8 protein-coding genes and 1 pseudogene are annotated in these 14,200 nt (G+C 39.0%); 8 read left to right on the plus strand and 1 reads right to left on the minus strand.

Annotated features, from left to right (window positions below):
- Nucleotides 1-297 precede the first annotated feature (297 nt).
- The 3 genes and pseudogenes from ltrA to OCV82_RS03300 all read left to right on the plus strand — a co-directional run.
- Nucleotides 298-1,584: pseudogene (ltrA, locus tag OCV82_RS03290) on the plus strand (group II intron reverse transcriptase/maturase); the annotation flags it as partial.
- A gap of 27 nt (nt 1,585-1,611) precedes the next feature.
- Nucleotides 1,612-3,594: a cellulase family glycosylhydrolase gene (locus OCV82_RS03295; protein WP_154043350.1), complete on the plus strand. Its 1,983-nt coding sequence runs from the start codon at nt 1,612-1,614 to the stop codon at nt 3,592-3,594.
- Between the two features lie 139 nt (nt 3,595-3,733).
- A complete protein-coding gene (locus OCV82_RS03300; RefSeq protein ID WP_154043113.1) occupies nt 3,734-5,062 on the plus strand; it encodes a nucleoside hydrolase-like domain-containing protein in 1,329 nt (442 codons plus the stop codon).
- A 632-nt stretch (nt 5,063-5,694) separates the two neighbouring features.
- Here the strand turns inward: OCV82_RS03300 and OCV82_RS03305 are convergent.
- Entirely contained in the window at nt 5,695-7,407 is a 1,713-nt protein-coding gene (locus OCV82_RS03305; protein ID WP_154043114.1) for a glycoside hydrolase family 43 protein, read from the minus strand.
- 335 nt (nt 7,408-7,742) lie between these two features.
- On the opposite strand from OCV82_RS03305, the gene OCV82_RS03310 reads away from it, so the two are divergent.
- From OCV82_RS03310 to OCV82_RS03330, 5 genes are all read left to right on the plus strand, one after another.
- Nucleotides 7,743-8,597 carry an alpha/beta hydrolase gene (locus OCV82_RS03310; RefSeq protein ID WP_154043115.1) on the plus strand — a complete coding sequence of 285 codons (855 nt, stop codon included), beginning with the start codon at nt 7,743-7,745 and terminating at the stop codon, nt 8,595-8,597.
- Nucleotides 8,598-8,609: 12 nt separating this feature from the next.
- On the plus strand, nt 8,610-9,122 hold the full coding sequence (locus OCV82_RS03315; RefSeq protein WP_154043116.1) for a glycoside hydrolase family 95 protein: 513 nt from the start codon (nt 8,610-8,612) through the stop codon (nt 9,120-9,122).
- Between the two features lie 29 nt (nt 9,123-9,151).
- The gene (locus OCV82_RS03320) at nt 9,152-10,753 is read left to right on the plus strand and encodes a glycoside hydrolase family 43 protein (protein ID WP_154043117.1); all 1,602 of its coding nucleotides are present in this window, start codon (nt 9,152-9,154) and stop codon (nt 10,751-10,753) included.
- Nucleotides 10,754-10,877: 124 nt separating this feature from the next.
- Complete coding sequence (locus OCV82_RS03325; protein ID WP_394802644.1) at nt 10,878-12,797, plus strand: glycoside hydrolase family 97 protein; 1,920 nt, start codon at nt 10,878-10,880, stop codon at nt 12,795-12,797.
- 5 nt (nt 12,798-12,802) lie between these two features.
- The gene (locus tag OCV82_RS03330; protein WP_154043119.1) at nt 12,803-14,179 is read left to right on the plus strand and encodes a glycoside hydrolase family 43 protein; all 1,377 of its coding nucleotides are present in this window, start codon (nt 12,803-12,805) and stop codon (nt 14,177-14,179) included.
- Nucleotides 14,180-14,200 lie beyond the last annotated feature (21 nt).

The raw sequence follows: 14,200 nt of genomic DNA on the forward strand, positions 1-14,200 counted from the left end.
CATATAAGGCATATAACCGTGGGTAAGGTTGCAAAGCAAACCAAAGCCCTATAGCTATTCGGAACTGTTGATGGATTTTCCTTGAGCTTGCGAAAAAATGGAGCAGACATAAGATGGAAAGTTAATACCCTTATCCGAGGAGGTCTCACGGACGCATGAGAATAGTGAAAAAAAAAAATCGAAATCAGCGGAGTAAAGCTTGCCGTGAGAAGTCAGCAGATGTCATAGTAGCAAACGTGTCGATAAGTTTGTGAAGGACAGAACTTTATTTAAACGATAATAATTGAAAACTACCGTATTTGGGAGAGAATGCACAAAACTGGAACTGAAGTTTTAGGCTGCCCTCAGAGAGCTAAGACGGAATCTGAATGGTATGTGGGAGCGCAGACCTTCATATGGATGGTTGAAGACAATGTCGTGGAAGTACCATTAGACAGAGAGCATCTTCTGGAAGCTATTCTTTCACCCGATAATCTGAATAAGGCTTATAAGACTGTAGTCAGAAACAAAGGGTGTGGCGGTATCGACAAGATGTCATGTGACGAACTTTTCCCATGGCTCCTCGCCAACAAGAAAAGCTTGATACGCTCTTTGCTTGACGGCAGCTACCGTCCCAATCCTGTCCTTAGAGTGGAAATTCCTAAGGATAACGGCAAGATGCGACAGTTAGGAATACCGACCGTTGTAGACCGACTGATACAGCAAGCCATCACCCAAGTACTGACCCCCATCTACGAAGCTCAGTTTAGCCGAAGTAGTTTCGGTTTTCGTCCGAGACGTGGTTGTCATGCTGCATTACGCAGGGCGAAAGACATCGTCAATTCAGGTTACAAATATGTAGTAGACCTTGACCTCGAGCGATTCTTCGATACCGTATGCCACAGTCGTCTGATAGAAATACTGAGCCGTACAATAAAGGATGGAAGAGTGGTTAGTCTTATACACAAATATCTCCGCAGCGGAATCCTGAATCATGGTATGTTTGAGGCGAGCCACGAAGGCACTCCTCAAGGTGGTCCTTTAAGTCCCCTATTAAGTAATATCATGCTTAATGAACTCGACAAGGAACTAACGCGAAGAGGTCATCTCTTTGTTCGGTATGCCGATGATTCAATGATATTCTGCCGAAGTAAAAGTGCGGCGAAACAAACTAAGGAATCTATTACCCGATTTATCGAGGGTAAACTTCATTTGAGAGTAAACAAGGAAAAGACAACAGTCTCATATGTCAAAGGTGTAAAATACTTAGGTTATTCCTTTTATAACTCCAAAGGTAAATTTGAATTATGCGTACACTCCAAATCTAAAGTCAAGATGAAGCTCCGCTTGAAAGAGCTTACAGGTCGTAGCAATGGAATGGGTTATGAACGTAGAAAGCAAAAACTTAAGGAATATATAAGAGGTTGGATAGGCTATTACCACCTTGCCAACATGAAACGTCTTCTCCTTGAAACGGACGAATGGTTACGACGTCGCATACGAATGTGTATATGGAAATCTTGGAAAAACCCTAAGACGAGAATATCCAATCTGATTCGATGTGGAATCTCTAAGAGGAAAGCCAATGAATGGGGTTATACTCGATTGTATGATCTGAATAAATTTAACAATATGAAATATCGAATAAAGCTTATCATTACATGTTTTATATTAGGACAATTTCTCTTCTCTTGTAGTGATAAAGAATTAATAGAAGAACCGCCAACTGTTGAAGAACCTACTCCGGAACCGAAACCAGAACCTGAGCCGGATCCAGAACCGGAACCTATAGTGACACTACCTGAATTACATGTTGACGGTCGTTATCTGAAAAATGCTGAAGGAGAAATTGTAAATCTTCATGGCTTTACCCAGACATATAGTCCTTTTTTCAATAGTAACAGATGGTCAAATTATGATGTAAACGGATGTTTGAGTTATAATAAACGTATGGTAGACGAAATTCTGGATGCCGGTTGGAAATTTAATTTTGTGCGTATGCATCTTGATCCATACTGGAGTGATGACCCCAATAAACCTTCTGTTCGTTATGAAGGGCATGAAAGATTTTCAGAAGTACGTTTCCGCAAGTATCTAGATGAACTGTTTGTTCCTATGGCCGAATATTTTTTATCAAAAGGAATGTATGTAGTTATGCGTCCGCCTGGAGTCTGTCCTAATGGTGAGGGTTACGAGGGTATAGAGATTGGTGACACTTATCAAGAATTCTTGTTGAAAGTGTGGGATATTGTGTCAAAACACAGTAAACTGAAGAATAATACCGGTATTATGTTTGAATTGGCTAATGAACCGGTAAATATCAAAGGTACGGATGGCAAATTTGGAAGCAGTGGTGAAGCTTGTTTTGCAAATATGAAGGAATATTTTCAGGCTATTGTAGATAAAATCCGTTCTAATAATAGTAATAATATAATATGGGTACCAGGTTTAGCCTATCAGTCTTCGTATGCAGGATATGCTACTCATAGGATTGAAGGGGAGAATATTGGATTTGCAGTACATTGTTACCCCGGATGGTATGGCAGTGATGCAGAAGAAGACAGCTCTGAAGGTATTGGTTCTTCTACAGGAGGAGGTTATGAAGCTTTTCAGCGTGGATGGGATGCACAGGTTGGTCCTGTTGCAGAATTTGCACCTATAATGGTGACAGAAATTGATTGGGCCCCGAAGAAATACGATGCTACTTGGGGAAAGAGTATAACAGGAGAAGCTGGAGGAAAAGGTTTCGGGGCAAACTTTAAGTATATAGCCGATAAGTCCGGTAATGTCTCATGGCTGTTCTTTACTACAGATTCTGAAATGTTGGCTGCTTTTGAAGATATACCTGGCGAACTGGGAAACTACACCTTCCTTAATGATCCAGAAGCATGCCCTTGGCCTATGTATCATTGGTTTAAGGAGTACGCTGAAGGTGTGGTTGTTAATGGAGAGTTGGAAAGACTTGAATTCGTTGGAACGCCGGATAATATTGAATTGGTTATGGGTGATGCTGAATATATAAATGTTAAGGCTGTCTATTCTGATGGATCTACACGTATGATTACACACGAAGTAACTCTTGCTTCATCTGATGATTCTGTTGTTAAGGTTGATGGAGTAGGTAAAATAGTAGCTGTATCCGAAGGACAGGCTACTCTTACAATTTCATATGTAACAGACAGTCAGGACCGAAAAGAACTTTCTGTTTCAGTAAAAGTCCTTTCTCCATTTATTTTAAAAGAAGAGTTTTTCAATCCTTCAATATGGGAAGATGGATCGTTTGATGAAGAAACTTCTACACTCATTACAGGAAAATATGGTTTTGGAGGATGGCAATATGCTGATGGACTAGATTTGCATGAGTACAGCTCTATAAGAGTAGAATTGGCTTCACCTAATGATTGTGGAGCATCTTTCAGACTATTTGACCAAAATTCATATTGGACATCACCTGCAATGTATGATTTTGGTAGTTCTACTGTAATAAATGTCAATCTGCAGAATATGACTAATGCTGAAGGTATAAAACTTGATCCTTCTCATCTGTATATAGTAGGATTTTGGTCTACAGGAGGCAAACCTATAACGATTAAGAGTATTTCTTTAAATAAATAAGTATTTTCAAGTTATTCTTGTTCATAAGTTTGGGATTCTTTAATTAAAGTAGGTTTATTATTAAATACCGGTTCTAGGTGAACAAGCATTTCATCGGACCGGTATTTTTATTATATTTACTGCATGAAATAATATGGATATGAAAAAGCTGTTATTTTTATTTATTGCTTTAGTTTGTACTTTTGTAGTTTCTGCCCAAAGTACATCATGTAAACAAAGATTGATTGTGGCTACCGATTTGGGTGGTGCAGATCCTGATGACACACAATCATTGATACATCTTTTGGTTTGTTCGGATGTTGTAGATATTGAGGGAATAATAAGTTCCTCCTCATGGATAGATTGTCCGGACTGGACTGCTGAAATTATAAAAGTGATAGACGGTTATTCAATGGTTTTGCCCATGTTGAGGAAACATTCCGATGGCTTTACTGATGCTGATTATCTGAAATCTGTTGTGAAACGTGGGCAAGCTGTTTCGAACATGGCAGGTGTAGGCGAAGGAAAGGATTCTCCTGGTTCTGAACTCATTATTTCTGCTGTCGATAAGCAGAGTGATTCCCGACCAGTGTGGCTTTTAGCATGGAGTGGTATGAATACCATAGCTCAGGCAATATGGAAAGTTCATGAAAGTAGAACTTCTGAGGAGTTTAAGAGGTTTGTTGCTAAGATACGTATATACGATGTGTTGGGACAAGACGATGCCGGGGCATGGATTGCAAAGCATTTTCCTGAAATACAGTATATACGCAATACTCAGGTTTACGGATGTGGTCCGTCTGATGAGTGGATAGCAGAGAATGTGCAGTCAAAAGAACCGTTCGGAGCAATATATCCCGACAGAAAATGGGCAGCTGAGGGAGATACACCTTCTTTCCTTTATGTTTTGGCTAACGGATTAAATGTGCCCGACAGTGTCTCATACGGTGGATGGGGAGGAAGGTTTTCAAAAGAACCTGTTGCAGGTGTAAGAGGTATGGATTTTATAGAAAAATCTGGTAAGAGTGAAGCACAGTATGATACATACTATATGTATGCTAGTGCACCAGAAGGTGTTAATGCTATAAATAAATGGAAGGAACATATTCTGAACGATTTTGCTGCAAGGATGATATGGACAACTACTTCTGAATATTCAGAAGCCAATCATCACCCAATAGTTGTTATAAACAATGATTCTACTTACAATCATATCAATATTGAGGTATCAGCAGGAGAAACATTATTGTTGGATGCATCTTCTTCGTTCGATCCTGATAATGATGATTTGCATTATGAGTGGATGGTGTATAATGAACCAGGAAGCTATAAAAGAACTGTTAGCCTGAATTATGATAATATGGGGAAATGCAAGGTCATTATACCAGATGATGCAAGAGGGAAGAATTTCCATGTTATATTAGTTTTAACTGATGATGGTGTTTCATCTCTTACTGCTTATAGAAGATTTGTTATAGACGTTAAATAAAAGATTTATTAATCCTGCCAGTTGATTGATATTATTGCGATAAGACAATAATGTCATAATTCTAAGTATATTCATACCACATTTCACTTTCACATCCTTCACATATCACTTCAATAACGCATAATAATTATTCTCGTTCTTGCGGTACTTCTTTTCCATTTCGGAATAGTCAGTTAACTGTCCATCACAAAACTTATAACTTGGGAACATTATGGTTTTCATTTAATTTGTAAATATCTTATAGAATCTCTAAAAGTACGTTGCAAACGGATATAACTCTTTGTCGTTTGACACGTGTCGGATGAGTTTCTGACAGCTGTCAAACGAATTTCCGACACGTGTCAGACAATCGTCCGACAGCTGTCAGACGATAAAGGGTTCCTGGAATTTTAGAACTTGACACAAACAGTCTTTGAATAATTGATAAAATTGGATATGTCTTCCGTGAAAATCCAGGCATGAGTTTCTGGGTGGAGATAAATTTAAAATCCGAAACTTGAGTTATAATAACAGACATGTTGATATAAAGAGAAATTCTGGTATTGTTCATGTATTAATCTTTTGAAACGAAAAAAGGTATAAAGTCATTACTCTATACCTTTTTTAATGATTTATTAGCTAATCAGTATTTATTATTGTATGGTTGCATCATTACCGGAAGTAGCATAAAGCCCTATCATAGCACCTGTAAATCCGCCTGCTACGTTTGTCGACAAAATATCTCCCGAAACTGTTTCTCCCAAATTTTTGAATTCATCTTTTCCTGTAGCATAACTGAATGTATAGTTGTTTCCTTCGGCTTCAACCTGCAGCTTGATAGGTGTTGTGTCTTCAACTTTTACACTAGCAATTGTAGTAGAACTACCTTTTGCTGTACGTTGCAAAACCAAATAGTTGTCTTCAGCCTTTTTAGTTACACCGAACACATAGTTGAAACTTTCGCTCTGGTAGCATGTAATACCTGCAAGATCTTTTTCAGTACGAGGAATGTATGAAAGAGTTGTTGTTGCGGTAAAGTTTATATGTTGCTGGCGATAGAACAATGTTGATGTAGGAACTTTAGCTTTTATGTTTGTCTCATAAGGTGTTATGCTGAGCCCTTCTGTAGTAGTAGAAACAAATCCTTCCTTTGCTCCTCTTACTCCAACCCAACGGTAATCAAGTGGGGTTGTTGTAAATGAGTCGCTGAAAGTGAAATTTCCGTTAGGGAAGTAACCGTCTTTTCCTGTCATGTTTTTTACACCTTGAGGCATTTTAAGCTTTGCTTTCAGTGGTTCCAGACCACCTTCAAAAACAGGGAATGTGCCAGTCCAGTCTACAGGAAGGATAAATGTTTCACGTCCTGTATTTACTCTGTTTGTTTCATTTGGACGTATTGCCAGGAATACACCATAGTATTTACCGTCTGGTCCTTCTACTAAATCAGCGTGTCCAGCCCAGTCTACTTTCTCTGGTCTGTCAGCTGGCAAATGTCTTTGAGAAAGTATAGGGTTCTTTGGAGCTGGTTTGAACGGACCTTTAGGACTATCTGCTATAAATATAACTTCGCTATGCCATCCGCCAGTACCACCTTCAGCACACATCAGATAGTATTTGCCGTCTTTTTTATAAAGATGTGGAGCTTCTATCCATATAGGTTTTTTAGAAAGGTCTACTCCACCGTTTACAACAACCTTGTCTGTTTCTGGAATAATCTGGTCTTTTTCTGTATCATATTCCCAAACCTTTATTACTCTGTGACCTTCGTATAAGGCTTTTTCTGGTGCATCGTTATGAACTATGTATGCCTTACCATTGTCATCGAAGAAGATGTCAGGGTCAATACCTTCGAAGTTCAGTTTTATTGGGTCGCTCCATCCCTGCATAGGATCTTTAGTTTTTACAACCATGTTTCCGATACCTCCGGCAAATTGAGTTGTAATCATGTAGAAGGTATCATTGTTTGGATTATATCTTATGGTTGGTGCATATATACCTGCGCTTATTCCTGTATCTTCTACCTTAAGCTGTGAAGGACGGTCCAAGACGTGACCTATCTGTTTCCAGTTTACAAGATCTTTTGAATGGAAGATAGGTACACCTGGATTAATGGCGAATGAAGAACATACTAGATAATAGTCGTCTCCCTTACGGCAGATACTTGGGTCAGGGTAACATCCTTGCAAGATAGGACTGTAGAATTCATCTTCACTCAAAGGATTATTGGTGTATACGTCGTCGTTTCCTGTATAAATGAAATCTTTGAAAACAGGAGTTCCCGGTTCCGGTTTGAATCCGCTTTCTGCACACGAAGTTGCTATAACTCCCAATGCGCCTAATGCTAATAATTTGATTTGATTTTTCATGATTAAATTAATTGAAATTTTACGTGTGTTTAATGATATAGTTGTGTAATCTTTACAATCGCAAAGATACTATAATGCTTTATAAATAAGTGTCACAGATGTTTCATAAGTTTTGTTGTGTGTTACTACATATAATTTTTTTATGCTTTACTCTATAGGGGTATTGTCTTGATTTTTAGGTTTTTATATTAGGACGTGTAATATTGGCGCTATATATTTGTACTCTATGGAAATACTTTTCCCCACTGATGTAACGTATGTTATTATATTTGTAACATAAAAATTTGAATTTCGATTCATATGGTAATATTTTTGCATTATAAAAACATGGAACTATGGAAAAAAAAATTATTTTTATTTTTCTCTTTATTATACCCTTGCAGCTGTTTTCGCGCAGTAAGGTAGTAAGTGATAGTATTTTCAGTAATATTCTGAAAACTTCCAGAAATTACTCTGTTTATTTACCACCATCTTATCAGGATGATAAGAAATATCCAGTGCTTTATTTGTTTCATGGAATGTCGCAAACAGACCGTGACTGGCTGTGGCGAGGACATTTACAGGAAGTGGCCGACAGACTAATATACTCAGGTGAGGCAGATGAAATGGTTATTATTATGCCGGATGCCGGTGGTGATATATATAAGGGTTTTTGGAACGGGTATTTTAACATGCCGGGATGGAAATATGAAAGTTTCTTCTTTGAGGAACTGCTTCCTTATGTTGAGAAAAAATATAATGTTATAAGTGACAAGTCGCACAGGGCGGTAGCTGGCTTGTCAATGGGGGGAGGTGGGGCTACAGCTTACGGGCTGTGGTATCCTGATAAATTTTCATCGGTATATGCAATGAGTGCCCTTATGGATATACCTGAGTTTGGGGCGGCAAAATATGATAATCCTGATGATAAACTTGCAATATTGACACGGGCTGTTAAAGAACGTAGCTGTGTGAAATTTGTAGAAAATGCAAATGATCAGACTAAAGCAGAATTAAGAACTGTTGAATGGTTCATTGATTGTGGCGATGATGATTTTTTGTTGGATAGAAATATTGAGTTTTTCCATGCAATGAGGAATTCCGGTATTGGATGTCAGTTTAGGGTGAGAGATGGCGGACATGATTGGGAATACTGGCATTCGGCTTTGTATATGTGTTTACAGTTCGTATCAGATGGTTTTAAAGATTAAGATTTGTGTCTTATGAGATTTTTTTTAGTATTTGTTTTAATATCTCTTGTAAATGGAATAGGAGCTGAAAATCTCAGACTATGGTATTCTAATCCTGCAAAAAATTGGTGGGAAGCACTTCCCGTGGGTAATTCCCATATAGGGGCGATGGTTTATGGTGGTATTGACCATGAAGAGATTCAGTTGAATGAAGAAACATTTTGGTCTGGTTCACCTTATAACAATGATAAATCTGGTGCCAGTCGGTATTTGGGTGATGTAAGGGAACTGATATTTCAAGGGAGGAATGCTGAAGCACGGAAATTACTTGATGAGAATTTTTTTACAGGTAACCATGGGATGCGTTATCTTACGTTAGGCAGTCTGTTAATTGATTTTTCCGGTGTAGATAACGTAAAGAATTATTACAGGGAGTTGAATCTGGATGATGCGACAGCTGTAACCGGGTTTACTGTTGATGGGATAAAATATAAACGTACTGTCTTTTCATCATTTTCAGGTAATGTAGTTGTGATTATGTTATAACGAATAAATAATTTAAACAGTATAAATCCATGAAAAAACATTTTTTATTCTCTTTTATTTTGGCTCTGGGATGTATGTGTGGTGGTGAATCGGCGGCACAGTCGAGTGATAATGGCAATGGAACTTTCACAAATCCTGTATTATGGGCCGACGTGCCAGATCCGGACGTAATCCGTGTTGGTGACGATTATTATATGGTAAGCACTACTATGCATCTTATGCCTGGTGCGCCGATAATGCATTCCAAGGATTTGGTGAACTGGAAAATCATTAATTATCTGTATGACAAGCTTGATGATAAGACTTCTTATAATCTGGAAGGTGGTACAGTATATGGAAGAGGACAGTGGGCTACATCTTTAAGATATAGAGATGGAAAGTATTATGCCTATTTTTCTCCAAACGACACCCCTTATAAGGGATATGTATATACTACAGATAATCCTGCAGGGGAATGGACTTTGTTGGCGCGTACCCCGCATTTTCATGATGCTTCGTTGTTTTTCGATGATGATGGCAGGGTATATGTATTCTACGGAACAGGACAGTTACGTGAGTTGAAACCGGATCTGACAGGTGTTCTGGAAGGTGGACTTGATACAAAAGTATTCGAACGCGACAGTGAAGAGAACGGACTTCTTGAAGGTAGTAGAGTTATAAAACACGATGGAAAATATTATCTGATAATGATTTCATGGCCTGTGGGAGGCAAGCGACGTCAGGTTTGTTATAGAGCCGACAACATAGCCGGACCATATGAAAAACGTGTGATACTTGAGGATGCTCTTGGAGGATTTCCATATGTGGCACAAGGTACCATAGTAGACGATGGTAAGGGTAATTGGTACGGAGTTATTTTCCAGGATAGAGGTGGTGTGGGCCGTGTGCTTACGGTGATGCCTTGCCGTTGGGTTGACGGATGGCCTATGCTCGGAGATGAAAACGGTCGTGTGCCGGAAGTAATGAAAAAGCCTGTACAGGGATATCAATCAGAAGGACTGGTGGTTAGTGACAGCTTTAATGACGGTAGTCTTAAACTGAACTGGCAATGGAATCATAATCCTGTGGATTCTTGTTGGAGTCTGAAAGAAAGACCAGGTTACCTCAGACTGAAGACTGCCAGGGTTGTGGATAATTTATTCCTTGCTCCTAACACTCTGACCCAGCGTATGGAAGGTCCGCGCTGTGAAGCCGTCGTTTCTTTTGATATCTCGGCTATGAAGGATGGCGATGTGGCAGGATTCAGCGCATTCAATGGTGATGCTGGAATTCTTGCTTTGTCATGTGAAGGTGATAAAAAATATCTTAATATGAAATCGGAAGTTGTTAGTCTGAGTGATGAGAAGAAAGAGGTGACCGGTATTGACAGAAAAGTAATGGAGAAGGTTGAACTTGAATCAGATTGTGTGTTTTTGCGTATCGATGGTGATTTCCGATTGAATAAAGATATAGCTTCTTTCTATTATAGCTATGACAATAAGAATTGGAAAAAGATAGGTAGTGATTTCAGGATGGTATTCGACTACAGACGATTCTTTATGGGTACTAAATATGCCATATTCAATTATGCTACCAAGTCTCAGGGAGGATATGTGGATGTAGACTTCTTTGATTATAAGCGAATAAGATAATCGCATTAGTAATGATAACAGTTTTATATATAGTTTTTAATAGGTAGGCATCATACATAATATTGTAAATTTTAAAATATTGAGGATTATGAGAAAACATTTGTTTTTTTGTTGTCTCATTTGTATGGGAATGTGTGTAAGTGCAGCAGAAAGAAAAATATCAAGTCCGGACGGAAGATTAGTAGTGATGGTTTCGGACACTGACGGTAAGGCCACATATAGTGTGACATACGATGATGAGTTGTTCATAGCATCATCTCCTCTTGGTATGAAGACAAATATTGGAGATTTCACATCAGGGCTGTCAATAGGTGAAGATGTAAAAGTTTCTCTAATAGAGAACGAGTATAATCTGCCTAATATAAAGAAAAGTAGTGTTAAATATAGTGCAGGTAAGGCTATTGTACCGTTTATGAAGGATGGTAAGACGGCGTTTGACGTGGAATTCAGTGTCTCAAACAATGATGTGGCTTTTCGTTATACGGTTTATCCTAAGGGAAATACACTTTGTTGCGTGATAGAAGATGAGGCTACAGGGTTTACAATGCCTGATGGAACTACAACTTTCCTTTGCCCTCAGAGTGGTCCGATGGGTGGTTTTGCCAGAACTTCTCCAAGTTATGAAACTCCATATACATTGGATGCTGCTACAGGAAGCAACGGATGGGGCGAAGGATATACTTTCCCGTGTCTGTTCCGTAATTCCGATAAAGGATGGATTCTTGTTTCAGAAACTGGGGTTGACAGTTATTATTGTGCATCACACTTGATGGGAGGTAACGGTAATACGTATAAAATAGGATTTCCTAATCCGGGAGAATTCAATGGCAACGGAACTTCAGTACCGGGAATGGCTCTTCCTGGAAAGACACCTTGGAGAACTATTACTGTAGGACGTACTTTGGCACCAATAGTTGAAACTACTGTACCTTTTGACGTTGTAGAGCCTTTGTATGAAGCTTCAAAGGACTATACTGCAGAGTATGGTTGCGGTACATGGAGTTGGATTATTGCCGGTGATGGCAGTATGACTTACAATGACCAGAAACGATATATTGATTTTTGTGCCGACATGGGATACCGTACAGTACTAGTTGATGCATTATGGGATACACAGGTGGGGTATGACAAGGTGGAAGAACTGGCACGTTATGCGAAATCAAAGAATGTAGGTCTCTATCTTTGGTATAACTCAAATGGTTATTGGAATGATGCACCCCAGGGACCTCGTGGAAAAATGGATAATACCATTAAACGCAGAAAAGAAATGCAGTGGATGCAGAAGGTTGGCATAAAGGGTATTAAGGTGGATTTCGTTGGAAGTGACAAACAAATGGCAATGAAACTATATGAAGATATACTTGCTGATGCTAATGATTATGGATTACTGGTTATCTTTCATGGTTGTACGATTCCAAGAGGATGGGAGAGAATGTATCCGAACTATGCAGCCAGTGAGGCTGTTCTTGCCAGTGAGAATATGAATTTCTCACAGGGAAGCTGCGATGCAGATGCATTCAATGCATGTATTCATCCGTTTGTGCGCAACACTATAGGTAGCATGGACTTCGGTGGCAGTACGTTAAACAAATTTTATAATGCAGCCAACGAACCTAGAGGCAGCCGCAGGGTTACTTCTGATGTTTTTGCACTGGCTACTGCAGTTCTTTTTCAGAGTCCTGTACAGCATTTTGCAATGGCACCGAATAATCTGACAGATGCACCGGTATGGGCTGTGGACTTCATGAAGAAGGTTCCTACAACTTGGGATGATGTCAAGTTCATAGATGGATATCCCGGTAAATATATAATAATGGCACGCAAGCATGGTGACAAATGGATTGTTTCAGGAGTAAATGCACAGGACGAGACTTTAAAATTGAATCTGGACCTTTCTTCTTTCTTCAATGCCGGCGAAACAGTAACATTATACTCTGATGATGCTAAACTTAATGGTAAAGCTTCGGAGATAAAAATAAATAAAAAACAAGAACTTAAGATTTCCATTCCAAAGAATGGAGGATTGGTAATAACTAAAAAATGATGATTATGAAAGACATGAAAAATATATTTGCTTTGGCTGCACTAACATTGGTATCTGGTGCTGCAGCACAAAATCCTGTAGTACAAACATGGTTTACAACCGATCCGGCACCACTTGTGCATAATGATACTTTATATCTGTATACAGGACATGATGAAGATAAAGCAGATTTTTTCTGGATGCAGGAATGGAGGGTTTATTCCACTACAGATATGGTGAACTGGACAGATCATGGCTCTCCGCTAGCTATAGAATCATTCAGTTGGGCTGATGACAGAGCCTGGGCAGCACAATGTATAGAACGTAACGGAAAGTTCTACTGGTATGTGTGTCTGCACTCAAAACTAAGTAATGCTATGGCAATAGGAGTGGCTGTGGGAGATAGTCCTACAGGACCTTTCCGTGATGCTATAGGAAAGCCGCTGTATGATGGTAATTGGGATTTTATAGACCCGTCTGTGTTTATTGATGATGATGGTAGAGCATATTTGTATTGGGGAAATCCGAATATTTATTTTGCAGAACTTAATGAGGATATGGTATCGATTAAGGGGGAAGTAAAAAAACTGGAACAGACAGTTGAAAGTTTTGGTGCACCAAATCCTGAAAAGAGAATAAAGGGACAGAAATATAAAGATACATATACAGAAGGACCTTGGTTCTACAAGCGGAATGGTAAATACTATCTGCTCTATGCTGCGGGTGGAGTGCCTGAGCATATAGCATATTCTATGGGTGACAGTCCTGAAGGACCGTGGAAATATATGGGTGAGATTATGCCGCTTCAGGACACAGGATCCTTTACTAATCATTGTGGTGTAGCCGATTATAAGGGCAATTCGTACTTCTTCTATCACACCGGCAAATTGCCAGGTGGAGGTGGATTCGGACGTTCAGTGGCTATTGAGGAATTCAAATATAATCCGGATGGCACTTTCCCTATAATAAATGCTACCAAAGAAGGAGTAAAACCTGTTTCTACATTTAATCCTTACAGAAGAGTTGAAGCCGAAACAATTGCTTTTTCAGAAGGAGTCAAGTCCGAACCAAATGCAAAGACTGGAGTTTATATTTCTGAAATTCATAATGGTGATTATATAAAGGTAAGAGAAGTGGACTTTGGTAAAAAAGGACCAAAATCTTTCCGCATAACTGCTGCCAGTGCTTTGCGTGGAGGTACAATTGAAGTACGCACAGACAGTATTGCAGGAAATAAGATTGCAGAAGTCAACATTCCTACAACAGGTGGATGGGAAGAATGGAAAACATTTAATAGTGAAGTTAAAACTGCTGTTACCGGAGTGCATGATGTATATTTTGTATTCCGTGGCCGCAAAGGTTGTAAATTATTTAATCTTGATTGGTGGGAGTTCTCTAAATGATGAGCTTTTTATATTAATTAA

The organism is Bacteroides cellulolyticus (genome assembly GCF_025567135.1).
GTDB lineage: Bacteria > Bacteroidota > Bacteroidia > Bacteroidales > Bacteroidaceae > Phocaeicola > Phocaeicola cellulolyticus.